16 protein-coding genes are annotated in these 17556 nt (G+C 61.6%); 6 read left to right on the top strand and 10 right to left on the bottom strand.

What is annotated here, in order from left to right; genetic code table 11:
• The first annotated feature begins 26 nt into the window (after positions 1 to 26).
• A complete protein-coding gene (locus ACSQ2Z_RS19160; protein ID WP_436082661.1) occupies positions 27 to 1322 on the top strand; it encodes a capsule biosynthesis protein in 1296 nt (431 codons plus the stop codon).
• Between the two features lie 55 nt (positions 1323 to 1377).
• Here ACSQ2Z_RS19160 and ACSQ2Z_RS19165 read toward each other — a convergent pair whose 3' ends face one another.
• The 10 genes from ACSQ2Z_RS19165 to ACSQ2Z_RS19210 form a co-directional block, all read right to left on the bottom strand.
• The gene (locus ACSQ2Z_RS19165; RefSeq protein WP_436083129.1) at positions 1378 to 2640 is read right to left on the bottom strand and encodes a capsular polysaccharide export protein, LipB/KpsS family; all 1263 of its coding nucleotides are present in this window, start codon (positions 2638 to 2640) and stop codon (positions 1378 to 1380) included.
• 104 nt (positions 2641 to 2744) lie between these two features.
• A complete protein-coding gene (locus ACSQ2Z_RS19170) occupies positions 2745 to 3734 on the bottom strand; it encodes a KpsF/GutQ family sugar-phosphate isomerase (protein ID WP_436082662.1) in 990 nt (329 codons plus the stop codon).
• A 161-nt stretch (positions 3735 to 3895) separates the two neighbouring features.
• Positions 3896 to 4360: an RrF2 family transcriptional regulator gene (locus ACSQ2Z_RS19175; protein ID WP_436082663.1), complete on the bottom strand. Its 465-nt coding sequence runs from the start codon at positions 4358 to 4360 to the stop codon at positions 3896 to 3898.
• A gap of 152 nt (positions 4361 to 4512) precedes the next feature.
• Positions 4513 to 4743, bottom strand: coding sequence for a hypothetical protein (locus ACSQ2Z_RS19180; protein ID WP_436082664.1), 231 nt, complete (start codon positions 4741 to 4743; stop codon positions 4513 to 4515).
• 497 nt (positions 4744 to 5240) lie between these two features.
• Positions 5241 to 7772: a protein translocase subunit SecD gene (gene secD, locus ACSQ2Z_RS19185; RefSeq protein ID WP_436082665.1), complete on the bottom strand. Its 2532-nt coding sequence runs from the start codon at positions 7770 to 7772 to the stop codon at positions 5241 to 5243.
• 111 nt (positions 7773 to 7883) lie between these two features.
• Positions 7884 to 8312 (bottom strand): hypothetical protein, encoded by a 429-nt coding sequence (locus ACSQ2Z_RS19190; protein WP_436082666.1) that lies wholly within the window; start codon positions 8310 to 8312, stop codon positions 7884 to 7886.
• Positions 8313 to 8460: 148 nt separating this feature from the next.
• A complete protein-coding gene (locus ACSQ2Z_RS19195; protein ID WP_436082667.1) occupies positions 8461 to 10068 on the bottom strand; it encodes a 5-guanidino-2-oxopentanoate decarboxylase in 1608 nt (535 codons plus the stop codon).
• The gene (locus ACSQ2Z_RS19200; protein WP_436082668.1) at positions 10065 to 11255 is read right to left on the bottom strand and encodes a pyridoxal phosphate-dependent aminotransferase; all 1191 of its coding nucleotides are present in this window, start codon (positions 11253 to 11255) and stop codon (positions 10065 to 10067) included. The genes ACSQ2Z_RS19195 and ACSQ2Z_RS19200 overlap by 4 nt, the downstream gene beginning before the upstream one ends.
• 57 nt (positions 11256 to 11312) lie before the next feature.
• Positions 11313 to 11936, bottom strand: coding sequence for a TetR family transcriptional regulator C-terminal domain-containing protein (locus tag ACSQ2Z_RS19205; protein ID WP_436082669.1), 624 nt, complete (start codon positions 11934 to 11936; stop codon positions 11313 to 11315).
• Complete coding sequence (locus tag ACSQ2Z_RS19210) at positions 11933 to 12811, bottom strand: dimethylarginine dimethylaminohydrolase family protein (RefSeq protein ID WP_436082670.1); 879 nt, start codon at positions 12809 to 12811, stop codon at positions 11933 to 11935. The genes ACSQ2Z_RS19205 and ACSQ2Z_RS19210 overlap by 4 nt, the downstream gene beginning before the upstream one ends.
• 211 nt (positions 12812 to 13022) lie before the next feature.
• Between ACSQ2Z_RS19210 and ACSQ2Z_RS19215 the strand changes: the two genes are divergently transcribed.
• From ACSQ2Z_RS19215 to ACSQ2Z_RS19235, 5 genes are all read left to right on the top strand, one after another.
• Positions 13023 to 13796 carry an ABC transporter ATP-binding protein gene (locus ACSQ2Z_RS19215; protein ID WP_436082671.1) on the top strand — a complete coding sequence of 258 codons (774 nt, stop codon included), beginning with the start codon at positions 13023 to 13025 and terminating at the stop codon, positions 13794 to 13796.
• A 19-nt stretch (positions 13797 to 13815) separates the two neighbouring features.
• On the top strand, positions 13816 to 14610 hold the full coding sequence (locus ACSQ2Z_RS19220; protein ID WP_436082672.1) for a transporter substrate-binding domain-containing protein: 795 nt from the start codon (positions 13816 to 13818) through the stop codon (positions 14608 to 14610).
• Between the two features lie 167 nt (positions 14611 to 14777).
• Complete coding sequence (locus ACSQ2Z_RS19225; protein ID WP_436082673.1) at positions 14778 to 15503, top strand: ABC transporter permease; 726 nt, start codon at positions 14778 to 14780, stop codon at positions 15501 to 15503.
• Positions 15500 to 16339 carry an ABC transporter permease gene (locus ACSQ2Z_RS19230; RefSeq protein ID WP_436082674.1) on the top strand — a complete coding sequence of 280 codons (840 nt, stop codon included), beginning with the start codon at positions 15500 to 15502 and terminating at the stop codon, positions 16337 to 16339. Before ACSQ2Z_RS19225 ends, ACSQ2Z_RS19230 begins: the two co-directional genes overlap by 4 nt.
• Position 16340: 1 nt before the next feature.
• Positions 16341 to 17510, top strand: coding sequence for a M20 aminoacylase family protein (locus ACSQ2Z_RS19235; protein WP_436082675.1), 1170 nt, complete (start codon positions 16341 to 16343; stop codon positions 17508 to 17510).
• Positions 17511 to 17556: the final 46 nt, after the last annotated feature.

A 17556-nucleotide genomic window follows, 5' to 3' on the forward strand; every position in this document is an offset into this window, starting at 1 on the left:
GCGCCTTGTGTTGAAAGTCGCTGACGATGGTTTCGCAACAGTCGTCGACGCGTGTCTTCCTTTTCCTGCAAGGGCCATCATCGCCGATCTTCGCGAAGATCGCGGCGCGGCTGGAAGCGAGCGGACATCGCTGCTTCCGGATCAACCTCAATCCCGGCGACCAGATTTTCTGGCGGCGGAAGGGCGGCTATGACTACCGAGGCCGCGGCGGCGAGGTCTGGCGTGCCTATGCGGGCTCGTTCATGGACCGCCACGCAGTCACCGACCTCGTCCTCTTGGGCGAGGAGCGCTCCTACCATCAGCTTGCAATCGCGGCGGCACGGGAACGCAATATAGCGGTTTGCGTCATCGAAATGGGCTATCTGCGGCCTGACTGGCTGACCCTTGAACGCGGTGGCATGTCGTCCAACTCACATTTCCCCGTCGATCCGCAGCAGATCGTCGATGCGGCCCGCACCCTGCCCGAGCCGGATTGGAAACGGCGCTACTCTCAGAGCTTCCTTGTCGAGGCAAGCTATGACCTTCTCTACAATCTGCCGAACGTTTTCCTGTGGTTCCTCTTCCCGCATTATCGCCGCCACGCCCTCTTCCATCCGCTTGCGGAATATGCCGGCTGGGTGATGCGTCTGGCTGGCAGCAGACGAAGGAAAAAGGCGGCAAGTCAGCTTATCGACCGTCTCGTTGAAGACGGGGCGCCTTTTTTTGTTTACCCGCTGCAATTGCAAACTGATTTTCAGTTGCGCGCGCACTCGCCCTATAACGACCAGCAGGAGGCCGTCGGCCAGATCCTGACATCCTTCGCCTGCCATGCAGGACGCGATACCCAACTCATCGTCAAGATACATCCGCTCGACAACGGCCTCATCAACTGGCGAAAGCATGTGGTCGATTTGGCAGCCAAACTCGACGTCGGTGAGCGCGTTCACCTCCTTGACGGCGGCGATCTGAATGCGCTGCTGGAAAGAGCTCTGGGCACCGTTACGGTCAATTCCACCGTCGGCCTGCATGCCTTGCAGCTGGGAAAGCCCGTGAAGGTGTTGGGCGCCGCCGTATTCGATATTGCCGGGCTTAGCGACCAGGCGCCGCTCGAGCAGTTCTGGAGCGCGCCCAGGCCGCCGGGAGCTCCCCTGCGGACAGCGTTTTTTCGCCTGCTTGCAGCGGCAATCCAGGTGCGTGGCAATTTCTATTCAGAGGCGGGCACCGACGCCGGCGCCGCGGCGATTGCCGAACGGCTGCACAACCGGTCAGTCAACCAGCCAGATGCCTTTATCGATCCGCCACCGAGAAAAAAGCCGGAGAAGAATACCCTTCGCCGCCCCTGACTGGCGCGACAACCCGAATGCCGGGCCTTCACAGGTTGCTCCCACGACCCGCCGGTCATTTGTCGAAGGGGTACAAAATTTGCCCGATCAATCTGAATTTCGGATTCGACAGCTCCCGAAAGAACAAGATCGGGTCTTCTCGATAGCTCTGCGCGTCGCGGCCGTGGCCGATCCTGGCGATCACAGGTGACAAGAGCGGCGTCATCAAATGACGCCAGCCAAGAATACCGTAAGCCCCCCAAGGCCGCCATCGCGGCCCGGACGAGCGCGGTTCGGAAAGAGCCTCCCCAGCGGAAAAATAACGCAGAATTCCATCGACCGTTTCTTCAAAGGAAACCTCCCTGCCCGTGCGGGGGTCGAAGTAGCGCGGATAGAGAAGATAGGCACCCGCAAACAATGCCTCGATCGAAAGGGGCCGCCCACGGCGCGGATTAGGCTGCCGATCGTCCGTCAGCCCCCAGCCGGCGTAAAATGGACATCCGTATGCGGTGACCTTTATCCCCCGCAACAGGGCCTCGAAGCCCGCGAGCGAGGTGATCGTATAGACGTGATCGATCGTTTCAAAGGCCTGTGCCATGGCCAGAGACTGAGTAAGGATCTGACAAAGATGCCGCACGTCTTGCGGATTGGATTGCGCGAGACGAACACGGTTCAGGATGTCCGGATGCGGCTTGTAGATGATCTGGGCGCCGGGATTTTCCTGCGCTGCGAGCCGGACAAGGTCGTTATTGGTCACCGGCGGCAGGCAGCCGAACTGGATAGAGGCATCGTCCTCGACCTGGCCGATCACCAGCACCCGCTTGCCGGACTTTGGACCGTAGAGGTTCTCGATGTCCGTTTTGGCACCGCTATTGTACTTGCTGACGCCCGTTTCCAGGAGAAATCGAATGCCCGCCGCTGCCCGCCGCAAAAGGTCCGGCGAGCTATCGAAGTCGTAGGTAGCGAGCAACCTCTCCAGATCTGACGGCGTCCGGCAGTCGAAATAGGCTGTTCCCGTGTCGAGCGCCAGAGACAGGGGTGGCGTCCGGCTGGCATTGGCCTCAACCGAACGAATGAACCCGTCCTCGATGAAGAAGACCGGGATGCCGTGTTCTTCCGCAAAGCTCCGCAATCCGTCCGGCGCCCTGAGGCTCCAGACAAAGATCTGCGGATTGTCCGCCTTGAGGATGCGGGCGGACCACTCCTTCTGGAATTCGTCTTGCCGCGTATACATGGGAACGAAGGTGAAGCTGCGATCCGGAAAATAGCGCTGGAAAACGGCCTGCTTCCAACCATGGATGTGGAATGCGAATGTGGGAATTGCACCGCCCGGCGCCATCGACGCCGCCGGCAACTGACCATTTGCCCGGTCACCCAGACCGGGAGGAAAGGATTGGTGCCGTTCAGACAAGGATATCTGCTCGCAAAGCCGTTTTTCCTCGCTTACGCAACGCCGGCGCGGAGCAGGTCGTGGACGTTCAAGATGCCACTCGGGACCCCAAGGTCATCGATCAAGAACAGGACGGTGACTTTCTGCGCCTGCATGAATTCCATAGCCGCACTGGCCAGAACACTGCCGTGGATGACGCGCGGATTGTGCGACATGACCGCATCCACCGTTTCGAGCAGCAGGTCGCGCGACATGTGGCGGCGCAAATCGCCATCGGTGATTACGCCGACCAGCTTTCCCGCCTCATCGGTGATGCCGACGACACCAAAACCCTTGGACGACATCTGGATGACCGCGTCGCCCATGGGGCTGCCGAGCGGCAAAAGGGGGATCGCCTCGCCTGCATGCGCAAGCTCGCGGACGAGAAGCAACTGCGAGCCCAGTTTGCCGCCCGGATGAAACGTCTTGAAGTCTTGGGCCGAGAAACCACGGCGCTCGAGAAGCGCGATTGCCAGCGCATCGCCGACGGTAAGCTGCAGCATCGCCGATGTCGTCGGCGCCAGTCCGTGCGGGCAGGCCTCCTGCACCTTTGGCAGCGTGATGGCGACGGTGGAGTTGCGCGCCAGCAGGCTTTCGGAATTGGATGTCACCGAAACAATCGGAACGTTGAAGCGTTTGGCATAGGTCAGCATGTTGCCAAGCTCGACGGTCTCGCCCGACCAGGAAAGCAGAATGAGCAGGTCTTCCGATGTGATCATCCCGAGATCACCGTGGCTCGCCTCCGTTGGATGCACGAAATAGGCCGAGGTTCCGGTGGAAGCCATGGTCGCGGCGATCTTGCGGCCGATATGCCCGCTTTTCCCGACCCCCGAAACGACGACGCGGCCGTTGCGGCGCGCGATCAATTCAACGGCGTCGATAAGACTGCGCGAAAGGCTCTGGTCGGCGGCGAACCGGGCGGCAAGCGCATTGATGCCGTCGACGGCGGTGGCGATGGAACGTCCGATCGATTCGGCGACAGCGCGTTCCTTCGGGGTATTCATGTCAACTTGCCTGAGACCAATCATTGCCGCTCCAAGACGAAAAAGGAAGCATCCGGTTATCGCGAGGGCGCTCCCAGATCAAATCAAATTGGCCAAATGATGCCCTTTTCCCGCAATTCCGGCAAAATATCGCGAGAAATCGAAGAATACCGGGCTCAGCCTCAGCTTGCGCGTTTCGCGATGAGTTCATCTTCCGGGAGAATCGGCTGACCCGGATTGCTGACAAAATCTTCCAGTGTCATCGTGTCGAGAATATCGGCGACGGCGTCGCGGACCATCGTCATCGATCGGCGGACCTCGCAGGTATCCGGGTCGTTACAGTCGTCGCAGACTTCATAGGCCGTGCGGCTTGCGCAACGGATCGGCGCCAGCGGGCCGTCGAGCGTGCGCACGACCTGACCGATGCGGATTTCAGACGCCGGACGCGACAACGAGTAGCCACCGCCAGGACCCTTCTTTGAGCGCAGGATACCTGCGTTCCTGAGTTCCAGGAGAATGGTATCGAGAAATTTCTTCGGAATATTGTTGCGGCTCGCAATTTCGGTAATGAAGGCGGTCTCGCCCGGATCGAGGCGGGCCAAATCGACCAGAGCCTTCAATCCGTATTTTCCCTTTTTCGTCAGCATCGCAATTCGCTCTGTTCACAAACAGGCACTGAAAAACGGCGCCTGTCTGCTGATTGCCATCACATAAATCGGCATATCACATGAGAAGCCGTGCCAGTATACCGATTTAGTGAAAAGATGGCCCAACTGCGGTTTTCGCGCAGATTTGTCGCTTACGCGACGGCGTAAGCGACCGCTGAGCCGGGAGACTGCGACACAGGCCGCCGCTCTCTCTGCGAAGCCATCAGATTACGGACCGCCGCCCTGGCCTCGTCAGCCGAGTGGAAGTACCGCGAATCCAGATCCCAGACGTGATACTTCACCGCGACGAACTTCAACCGGCCCGCATCCGGAACCACGACACCAACGGCTTCTCCGCCGAACTCTATTACCTGCTTATTCATGGAATAACGCTCCTTCCGCGGCGAGCGCGGATCATTCAAAATCGTGCACAAATTCAAAGAAGGACTGCTTGGATTCACATTCGCCAGAGAGGACAAATGCAGAGGTCTTTCATTGCGCGACAATAGGAACGCGTGCCTCGGAAGGCGGCGATGTGGTCATTGGCAAACATGGCTCTCTCCTTCGGCTGGACCCGGTTGGTGTGTTTTCCGGGCAAGTTACAGACGGCCGCTTCGGTTCAGCCGACAGCGGATGATCACAAATTAGAATAGACCACCAATTTAGTCAATTAAAATTGGCAATATTTGGAAAATAATACTCTTTCGTTCGCCATTCCCGCCAGACGCAGCAGATCGTGTTCGAAAACTGCGACATCGAAGAATGAAAATCTAACTTCGGAGCATTTCTCCCGTCCATTCGTGGAAACTATGTAGGCCGTCGATGGGACAAAAAAAGGGCAGCCGAGGCCACCCTTTCGATTTTTTCATATTTAGAGCGATCAGTTCTTCGCGGTCTCGACCGCCGGCGCACGGGTCGCTTCGCGATCCTTCCACCAGCGGCTGAGAAAGAGAAGGATCGGTCCGCCGATATAGATCGACGAGGTCGTGGCGACAATCACGCCGAAGATCATCGGCCAGGCGAAGCTCTTGACAGTGTCGCCACCCCAGATCGCCATCGGCACCAGGGACAGCGCCGTCGCCGTCGAGGTGAAGATGCATCGCGCGATCACCTGGTTGATCGACATGTCGATCAGGTCGGCGAACGGCATCGACTTGTATTTGCGCATGTTTTCACGCATGCGGTCATAGACCACGACCTTGTCGTTCACCGAATAGCCGATCATCGTCAGAAGGGCGGCGATGGCCGTCAGGTTGAAGTCGACGCCGGTCAGCGCGAAGAAGCCGATCGTCTTGGTGATGTCGAGCAACAGTACAGCGATGGCGCCGACAGCAAAGTGCCATTCGAACCGCCACCAGATGTAGAGCAGGATCGCCAGCATCGCGAGCGCGACTGCAAGGAAGCCGGAGCGGGCCAGTTCCGCTGAGATCGTCGGACCGACGACTTCGGTGCGCTCGAAGCTTGCATCGGGCACGACCTTGGCGACCGTGTCCTTGATCTTGTTGAGCGCAACCGTCTGCTCCTGCTCGCCGCCTGGCTGACGCTGGACGCGGATCAGGACCGACTGTCCCTGGCCGAATTCCTGCAGCGCCACTTCACCGATATTGAGCCCTTCGAGTTCATGGCGCAGGGTTGCCAGCTCCAGCTTGTTCGTCGACGTGGTTTCCACCTGGATACCACCGGAGAAGTCGATGCCGTAGTTGAGGCCCGGCGTGAAGAACAGGACGACCGAGCTGATCGACAGGAAGGCCGACATGCCGATGGCAACATAGCGACCCTTCATGAAGGAAATCTTCGGCAGATGCGGCACACCGCCGAACAGCGACGGAATCTCGAGCCTCTTCATCTTCCGGCGCACAACGACTTCGCGCATCAGAAGGCGGACGATGGTCACCGACGTGAACATCGAAATGACAATGCCGAGCATCATGGTGACGGCAAAGCCGCGAACCGGGCCGGTACCGAACATAAAGAGCAAAATGGTGCCCGAAAGCGTCGTAACGTTACTGTCGATGATGGTGGCATAGGCCTTGTTGAAGCCGATATCGAGGGCTTTCATCGCCCCTGCCCCGCCTTCCGTTTCCTCTCGGATACGAGCGTTGATCAGGATGTTGGCGTCGACTGCCATACCGATACCAAGGATGATACCGGCGATACCCGGAAGGGTCAGCGTCGAGCCGAGCATACCGAGCACGCCGATGGTGAGAATGGTGTGCAGCAGCAGGCCGACATTGGCGATCATACCCCAGGCACCGTAAAGGATGACCATGAGGACGACAACGAGGGCGAAACCGGCGAGACCGGTGTAGATGCCCATACGAATCGAATCCGAGCCAAGGTTCGGGCCGACGGAACGCTCTTCGATGATGGTGAGCGGTGCCGGCAGGGCGCCGGAGCGCAGCAGAGCCGAGAGAACCGTTGCTTCCTGGGCGGTGAAGTTGCCGCTGATCTGGCCCTGGCCGCCCGGGATCGGTTCGTTGATGCGCGGCGCCGTCAGAACCTTGCCGTCAAGCACGATCGCGAAAGGCAGGCCGACATTGTCGCGGGTGATTTCGGCGAACTGCCGCGCACCCTGGCTGTCGAAGGTGAAGGAGACGATCGGTTCGTTGGTCTGCTGGTTGAAACCGGCCTTGGCGTCGGCGAGACGTTCGCCGGAAATCGCCACGCGGCTTTCGACCGCGTATTTCGCTCCGTCATTGGCGCCGGGCAGAATATCGACGCCGCGCGGCGGTGTCGTCGTGTTCGGATCGACCGAGGTATCGACCATATGGAAGCTCATCTGCGCGGTCGAGCCGAGAAGCTGGCGCAGGCGGGTCGGGTCCTGCAGGCCGGGCAGCTGGACCAGAATGCGGTCCGAGCCGACACGCTGGATCAGGGGTTCGGCAACGCCGACCTGGTCGACACGGCGGCGGATGATCTCGAGGCTCTGCTCGACCGCGGCCGTCATGCGGTCGCTGAGGCCCGCTTCCGTCAGCTTCACCGTGATCGTGTCATCGGCCGTCATTACTTCGATATCGGAACTGGACGAGCCGAAACCGAGCGCGCCGACAGGGGCCGCCAGTTCCTGGATCTTCGGCAGGACTTTTTCGCGGTCCGCCTGATCGGCGATCTTGACCGCCACCACGTCACCGGCAATGCGGGCCGAGGAGGTCGGCACCCGCTCGGCGCGAAGCGCGCCGCGGATATCGTTGAGAAGCGTGTCCAGCCGGGCCTTGCGAAGGCCGGCCGCATCGACTTCGAGAACCAGATGCGAGCCGCCCTTGAGGTCAAGGCCGAGGGTGACCGGCTTGACCGGCAGGAGGGCGGCGTATTGCTGTTGCACAGCCACCGGCAAGACGTTTGGAAGCGCCGCGAGGATCCCGAAGAGGGTAATCGCGACATAGGCCAGGATGGCCCATTTGGAAGTGCGCATATTGATGTTCCATTATAACCCGCGTCGCTCAGGCAAAGGCCCCGGACAACGGGTGGTGATGCGTAAAGAGAAAGTCGCGCTGGCGCGCAACACTGCCCGCAAGGGCAGCATTCAGGCGCTAAACACCGGGGGGCCGCGAACGCGGGTAGTGTTACCCTGCGTCCCTGTTATCGCCGCATGGGCAAAAGTGATGACGGGCATTCTGCCGTAAGCCACGGCTGAAACGACGATCGGCGCCGGTAGCACGAACGGCCCCGGCCCGCCGGGCGGGACCTTGCCATCGCTGCGATCCGTCATGAAGCGAAGATCGGCAACGGGAAAGGCCCGAACCACATGACGAGAAAGCGTCGTGTCGGAGGTGCCGCTTTCGGGAATCGAAAAATTGCCGGTGTTCTGCTGAGCGGAAAAGCGTGACGAGAATATCTGTGCCGATGCCACGAACTGCATGGCAAGTGCTGCCGCCAGAATCCAGAGCACGGCAAGAAGCTTGCCCGCCTGGCTGCGATCGATTCTTTTGCCGTTCATGCCCATCAAGGACATCGTCCTTCCCCTTGGCGGCAGTTTTCACTGCAAATCGCCGGACTGCGTACCGATTCAGCACGCAAGCGGGCCTAAAAACCACCAGACGTGGCCAAAGTCAAATCTTACCACCCGGTGCCGCGATTGAACATTCTCGCTGCCAACATCCTCAAGCCGTTACCCCCGCCGTTCGCGTCTGATGGATTTCGATCAGTGACGGACCGCCGCGTTTGCGAGCCTCAATCATGGCCGCCGCAAGATCGCCGGCCTTCGAAAGCCGCACTGCGGGCACCCCATAGGCTCCGGCAGCGAGCAGGAAATCGGGCGCCGATGGTTTGACGCCCTCAGGGGTGATCCCGGCCTCGACCATGTAGCTTTCGATCTCCTGATAGCCGTCATTGTTCCAGACAAGGAAGATCACATTGGCACCGGCATCTGCCGCCGAACCGAGTTCCGCCAGCGAAAACTGGATCCCGCCATCACCGACGAGGCAGACAACGGGCTTTTCCGGATCGGCCACGGAAGCCCCGACAGACGCAGGCGGTGCATAGCCAAGTGCGCCGAAACCCGTCGCCGAATTGAACCAGGATTTGGCGCGCGGCGCATCGCAGTAGAGGTTGCCGGCATAGACGGCCTGTGTCGAATCCCCGACGATCGTGCAATCCGGCAAGGCCTGAAAGATCGCGTCGATGACGGCGATCTCCATGCGCATCTTGGCCGTCAGCTCGGCCAGCACCGCCTTGCGTGTTGCCGCCGCCCGCTCCTTGCCCCTGACGGCGGGCCTCGCCGTCAGGAACACCAGCATACCCGCCGTTGCGGCCTTGGCGCCAGACAGGATCGACAGCGCCGCGTGGGGACCGCGTGCGAGCTGGGCGGCATCGATATCCGTGCGGATCAGATTGCCGAGGATCGGAAAGCCGCCATCGGCATACATGTCGTAGTCGGTCTGGCCCATTTCGGTCCCGAGCGCGATCACCAGGTCCGCGTCGGAAATCAGCGACCGCACAGCCTTCAGGCTCGGGCTTGCGGGCACCCGCAGCGGATGGCCCGCCAGCATGCCGCGCGCATTGACGGTCATGATCACCGGCGCGCCGATGCGCTCGGCCAGTTCCGTTATTTCCGCCTCGGCCGTGATCGCACCACCACCGCAGATGATGACCGGGCGCTGCGCATCGCCGCACAGGATCGCAGCCTTCTGCAGGGTCTCGGCATCGGCGCGCGGCCGCGTCGCGGTGGCCTTGCGCAGGACGGGTGGCGCTATCTTTGCGCTCATCACGTCGGTCGGAATTTCAATATGTACCGGCCCCGGCCGTCCCGAGATCAGAATAGCGAAAGCGCGCTCGACGACCGGCGCAAGATCGGCCGGATTGAGCAGCGTCTGCGAATAGAGCGCCAGCGTCTTGATCATGCCGTGCTGGTCTGGCAATTCGTGCAATAGGCCGCGGCCATGACCGAGCGAATCCCGCCGGTTGACGCCGGAGATGACCAGCATCGGGATCGAATCCTGCCGCGCCTGCGCCATCGCCGTGATCGTGTTGGTGAGCCCCGGCCCGGTAATGACGAGGGCAACGCCCGGCTTGCCGCTCACGCGCGCATAGCCGTCTGCCATGAAACCCGCACCCTGCTCATGGCGCGGCGTCACATGGCGGATCTTCGAGGCGGCAAGGCCGCGATAGAGCTCGACGGTGTGCACGCCCGGGATGCCGAAGACGACTTCGACGCCGTTGGCTTCGAGCAGATTGACCAGTACCTCGCCGACAGTCCTCGTTTCCGTCATGCGCGGCGCTCCTTGGGCGAAAGAAGCCGGATCACTAGCCGTGCAATCCTTTCGCACGATTCATCGATCATGGCATCCGGCACCGTCAGGCTGACCCGGATGAAGTATGTTGCCTCCTTGCCGAAGGACGCGCCCGGCATGACCGCGACATGCTCTTCCTCCAGCAACATCCAGGCGAAGGCGTCGCCCGTCAGACCGGTGCCGGCCACGTCGATGAGGATGAACATGCCGGCTTCCGGCGGCAGCGGCACGATCCCGGGCACGTTCTGAAGTCCCTGCACGATCCGGTCGGCCCGCGCCTTGTAGGCGGTGCGCATGGCAGCCGCCGTGCCGATCTCGTGGCTCAGCGCATAGGCCGTCATGTCGGCAATGAAGGGCTGGACGCCGAACAGCATGGTTTCGGATACCGGCAGCAGCCGGTTGGCGAAGTCCACCGGGCCAATGGCCCAGCCGCTGCGGAAGCCTGGTGCGGCGTGCGATTTGGAAATCGACGAAACGACGATGGTCCGCTCGGCAAGGTCCGGATTGTCGAAGGGCGAAGCGAACGCCCCGCCGAAAATCAGCTCCTCATAGACCTCGTCGCAGACGATCCAGAGATCGTGCCTGCGGCAAACGTCGCCAATGGAGGCGATTTCCTCAGCCGTCAGCACCGCGCCCGTCGGATTATGCGGCGTGTTCAAGAGCAGCACCCGGCAGGCCGGCGTCACCGCCCTTTCGAGATCGGCAGCCTGCATGTGGAACCCGTGTTCTGGCTTCAGCGGCACGGTGATGCGGTGCGCCCCGGTCGACTGGATGACGCCGTCATAGGTGGCATAGAGCGGATCGCCGACCAGCACGCCGTCACCCGCTTCGACGAGGCCGAGCATGACGGCAAACAGCGCCGTCTGCGTGCCGGGAAAGCACAATACGTTTTCCGCCGTCACGTCCGGGCGCCGCTTGGCGTAACGTGCCGTCAGCGCATTGACGACTGAGGGTTCGCCGCGGCCGTTGGAATAGCGGTAGCGCCCAGCATTCATCGCCCGCTGCGCCTCGGCAAGCAGCGAAGCATCCGGCGGCATGTCGGGCTCGCCGATCGTCAGCTGGATGACGTCGGTTCCGCTCGCCTGCATCTGCCGGGCGCGGATATGCAGCGCCCATTTCTCGGATCCGAGATCGGCCAGGCGGTCGGTGATCGATGAATAGCGCATGGGTGTCTCCTGCCCCTCAGTCAAATTGTTGCGGCGCGTCCCGGTGGATGCGCGGCCCTATTGTTCGCCCCGGCCGAGCGGCAGCCCGAGCAGCGCCTCGATCGACGACAGCGCGATCGTCACCAGTTCTGCCTCCTCGAACAGTTCGCCCGCAAGGCATCCCTCCAGCCAGAGCCCGTCTATCATGCCATTGATGGCAATCGCATGGCGGCGGCAGTCCGCCTCACCTGCCGGCCGGCCTTCCGCTTCGAGAAAATCGCGGATCAGCCCCTGCAGGTCATTGCGAAAGCCGAGATAGCCTTCGCGGTGAATCGCGGCCAGTTCCGGGTCCAACCGCACCTGGCTGATGAAGGAAGCCCAGAGCGACAGGCTGTGGCTGTCGGCGACCGGAGCGGTTAGGTTGAGGGTGATAAACGCCCTCAGCCGCGTCCTCGGGTCGCCGGCGATATCCGCCGCCTTTGCCGCGAAGGTCGCCAGCATGAAACGATAGGCCTCGGCCACCATCTGGTCCTTCGACGCGAAATAGTGGCGGACCAGTCCCGCCGTCACGCCGGCCCGGACGGCGATGGCGCGCACCGTCGCGCCTCTCAGGCCAAGCGCGGCGATCGTATCGAGCGTCGCCCGGATCAGTTCCTGCCGCCGCTCTCCCTCCGGCGCACGATGGAACGTCCGACGGTTCATGCCGCCCGCCTGAGAACCGGCCGCGTCAGGCAGGTCGGGCCACCCTCGCAGGCGATGCAGAGCGCATCGGCCTCGAAGGTCTCGACCTTACAGCCGGCCGCTTCCATCGCCGCCTTCGTTTTGGGGAAGCCCGCGACCATGATCACCTCGTTCGGGCGGACCGGCAGCACGTTGAGGCTCAGCCCGTTGCTGGCATGGAACTCATCGGCGGGCGCCTGGATCAGGGTTATGCCCCATTCCTTCAGCAACTGATAGAAGGAAGCCGGCAGAAGCGGCGCAAAGACCAGCGCCAGATCGCGCGACAGCGGGCTCATCACCGACATCAGATGCAGGCAGGCATCCTCGCCGTGCCAGAGCGGCAGGTCGTAGCCGAGAACGGTAATGCCACGCGGCTCGAGGATTTCCGAGAGCTGGGCGATGCCCTCCTCGTTGGTGCGCACGCCGCGGCCGACGATCAGCGTCTCGGCATCAAGCCAGATGCAGTCGCCGCCTTCGACCGTGCCGGGGTGCTCGATGCGACCGAGGATCGGGATGCCGGCCTTCTTGTAGGCCGCCTCATGCAGCGCCGTTTCCTTCTCGCGCAGCGGCTTGCCCATGCGCAGGAGGATGGCGCCATGATCGGACATCAGCGACGGATCGTGGGTGAACATGGCGTCGGCAAGACCGTCGCCCTTGTCTTCCAGCCACAGGATCTCAGCACCCGATTTCTCGACGAGACTTGCGAATTCGTGATACTGCCGTACGGCCTTTTCGCCGTCAAAGGTCGGGCCGTAATGCCACTTCTCAGGGTCGGCCGAAGCAAGGCTCGCACCCGGCCGACGCATCAGCACGCGCATCAGATTGGCCGACATCTCCTGCGAACCATAAGCCGTCATTGTCTACTCCTGTTGGAAATTTGATCATCTGAAGGGACCGCCAAAAAATGCAGCGTCGGCGTTATTATACGGTTGAATAATTTCCGCACAAGTGCCACGATGGCCTTCATGGAACAGCGTGACAGGCAAAAATGCCGCACGAAAAGAAAACCAGGGGAACTGTTTTCATGCGTTCGACACCGACTCTCTGCCTCATCGGGGCAGATTTTTCATGACGAAACCAGCCCAGGCGATTGCGGTTACAAACCTCCACAAACGTTTCGGGCCGCTCGAGGTGCTCAAGGGCGTTTCACTGACGGCAAATGAGGGCGATGTCATCGCCATCATCGGCGGCAGCGGTTCGGGCAAGTCGACTTTCCTGCGCTGTATCAACATGCTGGAACTACCGACGTCCGGCTCGGTAACGATCCATGGCGAAACCATCGCCATGAGGAAGGACGGCCATGGCGGCCTGATGCCGTCGGACCGCAAACAGGTCCAGCGGCTGCGCACCCAGCTCGGCATGGTCTTCCAGAGCTTCAATCTCTGGCAGCACATGACCATCCTCCAGAACGTCATCGAAGTTCCGGTCCATGTGCTCGGCAAACACAGGGACGAGGCGATTGCAACGGCCGAGGCGCTCTTGCGCCGTGTCGGGCTGTTCGACAAACGCGACGCCTATCCCGCCTTCCTGTCCGGCGGTCAGCAGCAGCGCGCAGCGATCGCCCGCGCCTTGGCGATCCAACCGCTTGTCATGTTGTTCGACGAGCCGACCTCGGCGCTCGATCCGCAGCTCGTCGGCGAAGTGCTGACCGTCATCGGCGACCTTGCCAGGGAAAAGCGCACCATGATCCTCGTCACCCATGAGATGAAGTTCGCGCGCAACGTCGCCAATCACATCGTCTTTCTGGCCGATGGCGTCATCGACGAACAGGGTTCGCCGGACGAGATCTTCGGCGCTCCGAAATCCGAACGCCTGAAAAAATTCATCAGCTCCATCCACTAAAACAAAAAAGGGAAACAGCATGAAGAAGACGCTCAAGACCATCGCCAAGACCATCGCATTGTCGCTCGCTCTCGGCATCGCTGCCGCCGGTGCCGCTTCGGCCGAACCCGTCAAGGTCGGCTTTGCCGCCGAGCCCTATCCGCCTTTCACCTCGCCGGATGCCTCCGGCAACTGGGAAGGCTGGGAAGTGGAATTCCAGAAGGCCGTCTGCGCCGAGGCCAAGCTCGACTGCGTGATCACGCCCGTCGCCTGGGACGGCATCATTCCGGCGCTGACCTCGAAGAAGATCGACATGATCATCGGCTCGATGTCGATCACCGAGGAGCGTCTGAAGACGATCGATTTCTCCGACAAATACTACAACACCCCGACCGGCATCATCGGGCCGAAAGGCGAGGCCTTCGACGCCACGCCGGAGGGCCTGAAGGGCAAGACGATCGGCGTCCAGGTCTCGACCATCCATCAGGATTACGCCAACAAATATTTCGGCGAGAACGGCGCTACCGTGAAGGAATACCAGACGCAGGACGAGGCCAACAACGACCTCGCCGCCGGACGCATCGATGCGGTGCAGGCCGATGCGATCGCGCTCGATGCCTTCCTGAAGAGCGACCAGGGCGAGGACTGCTGCGAGGCGAAAGGCAACGTCAAGGACGACCCGGCCATCCTCGGCGCCGGCGTCGGCATCGGCCTGCGCAAGGGTGAGGACGAGCTGAAGGCCAAGCTCAACGCCGCGATCAAGGCGATCCGCGAAAACGGCACCTACGACACCTTCTCCAAGAAGTATTTCGACTTCAACATCTACGGCGGCTGAGGGGGTTCGGTGAGGGCTGTTAACGCAAGCCCCTCATCCGCCCTGTCGGGCACCTTCTCCCCGCGAACGGGGAGAAGGGACAAGCGGCAAGCTCCATCGTCCCCTCTCCCCGTTCGCGGGGAGAGGGCTAGGGTGAGGGGCAAACACCTGCGCAAAGGTCGAGGTCAATGGCAGTCGACTCGTTCATAAACTGGGGTCTTCTCGCGCTCGAACCGCCCGGCTGGGGCGGCGTGCTGCTGCACGGCCTGCTGAATTCGATCCAGATCGCCATCGGCGGCTATGCCTTCGGCCTGCTGCTCGGCGTCGGCGGCGCGTTCGGGAAGCTTTACGGCGGCCCGATCCTGCGCGATCTGATGGAATGCTACACGACGATCGTGCGCGCGGTTCCCGAACTCGTTCTCATTCTGCTGCTCTATTATGCCGGCACCGACGCCATCAATCACGTACTCGGGCTGATCGACATCGGGACCGTCGATATCAGCGGCCTTGCTGCCGGCATCTTCGTCATCGGCGTCGTTCAGGGCGCCTATTCCACCGAAGTCCTGCGCGGTGCCATCAAGGCCGTGCCTGCCGGGCAGATCGAGGCCGCCCGCGCCTATGGCATGTCGCCGTTCAAGGTCATGACGCGCGTCACCCTACCTGCCATGCTGCCCTATGCGATCCCCGGTCTTTCCAATCTCTGGCTGATCGCCACCAAGGACACCGCCCTTCTCGCGGTTGTCGGCTTCTCCGAACTGACGCTGGTCACCCGGCAGGCGGCCGGCGCGACAAAGGCCTATATCCTGTTCTTCTGTGCCGCCGGTGCCCTATATCTGGCGCTGACGCTTGTCTCGAACGTCTTCATCAAAATCATCGAACGCCATGCCCGGCGCGGGTTCGTGGAGCAGGCATGACCGACACGACCACGCCCGATCTTACGACGCACGCTATGGCGGTCACGCCGGAAGACCTGCCGGCGGCCGGCAGCTTCTTCAAGCCGCACCGCATCGTTCTTCTGCTCATCGCCGCTGCCCTCGTCTTCTGCGTCGCCTGGTTCATGCGCTGGGACTGGCTACCGCAATATCTGCCGCGGCTCGGCTACGGGATTATCGTCACCCTCGCCATGCTGTTCAGCACATCGATCCTCGGCTTCCTGCTTGCGGTGCCGCTCGGGCTCGTGCAGGTGACCGGCCCCTGGCCGTTGAAGGCAATGGCCAGCGGCTTCTGCACGATCATCCGCGGCACGCCGCTGCTCCTGCAACTCTGGCTTCTCTATTACGGCCTCGGCTCGGTTTTCCCGCAGTTTCCGGCTATCCGTCATTCCTTCCTCTGGCCGTACCTGCGCGAATCCTGGCCCTATGGAGTCGCGGCGCTGACGATTTCCTTTGCGGCTTACGAAGGCGAAGTCATGCGCGGCGCCTTTGCCGGCGTTCCCGCCGGAGAGATCGAGGCTGCCCGCGCCTATGGCATGGGCCGCTGGACCCTGTTTCGCCGCATCTGGCTGCCCCGCGCCATCCACCGCGCGCTGCCGACACTGAACGGCGAGACCGTATTGCAGTTGAAAGCCACGCCGCTCGTCGCTACCATCACGGTCATCGACGTCTATGCCGTTATTTCCAAGGTGCGGCAGGACACCTACATCACCTATGAACCGCTTCTGCTCCTGGCGTTGATCTACATGTGCCTCACCGGCATCCTCGTCGTCGCCTTCCGCACTCTCGAAAACCGCATACCAACCCGTGGTGCCTGACATGACCTTGAACGTTACCCTGGCCAACTCCATGCCGGAACTGGTCGCCATTCGCCATGATCTCCATGCCCATCCGGAACTGGGGCTAGAGGAAGTTCGCACCTCGAATTTCGTCGCGACCTGTCTCGAGGGTCTCGGCTATACCGTCACGCGCGGCCTCGCCAGGACCGGTCTCGTCGCCACGTTGAAGAATGGCACGAGCAGCCGCTCGATCGGCATCCGCGCCGATATGGATGCCCTGCCGATCTTCGAGGAAACCGGGCTCGACTATGCTTCGAAAACCCCGGGCCTCATGCATGCCTGCGGTCATGACGGACACACGACCATGCTGCTCGGCGCCGCACGCGCGATCGCCGAGCGCAAGAATTTCGACGGCACAGTGCATCTCATCTTCCAGCCGGCCGAGGAGAATTTCGGCGGTGCCAAGCTCATGATGAACGACGGGCTGTTCGACAAATTCCCCTGCGACGCCGTCTTCGCCCTCCACAACGATCCCAGCCAGCCCTTTGGCCAGTTCGCTTTCCGCGAAGGCCCGGTCATGGCGGCCGTCGATGAATGCAAGATCATTGTCCACGGCCGCGGCGGCCATGGCGCCGAACCGCAGGAAACCGCCGACCCGATCGTCTGCGGCGCCTCGATCGTCATGGCTCTGCAGTCGATCGTCTCGCGCAATATCCACCCGATGGATCCCTCCGTCGTCACCGTGGGCTCCTTCCATAGCGGCTCGGCCAGCAACATCATTCCCGCACGCGCCGAGATCGTCATCGGCATCCGCTCCTTCGATCCGAAGGTCCGCGATGAACTGGAACGCCGCATTCGCCTCATTGCCGAAAACCAGGCGACAAGCTTCGGCATGTCCGCGACGGTCGATTACCAGCGCAGCTACGATGCGACGATCAACCACAAAACAGAGACCGCTTTCGTCCGTGACCTCGCCGTGCGCTTCGCCGGCGCCGACAAAGTCGTCGATCTCGCCCGCCCCTACATGGGCAGCGAGGATTTCGCCTATATGCTGCAGGAAAGACCGGGCACCTATTTCTTCCTCGGCTCGGCGACGACAGATGACGAAAGACCGCTGCATCACCCCGCCTACAATTTCAATGACGACCTGCTGCCGATCGGTGCCGCCTTCTGGACAGAACTGGCGGAAGCCTATCTGGCGCGGCCGTAAAACAAAAAAAGGCCGCAGGAAGGGACATTCCTGCGGCAAGTCGGGA

Origin of the sequence: Pararhizobium sp. LjRoot235 (assembly GCF_964254145.1) — a bacterium.
Classification (GTDB): domain Bacteria; phylum Pseudomonadota; class Alphaproteobacteria; order Rhizobiales; family Rhizobiaceae; genus Pararhizobium.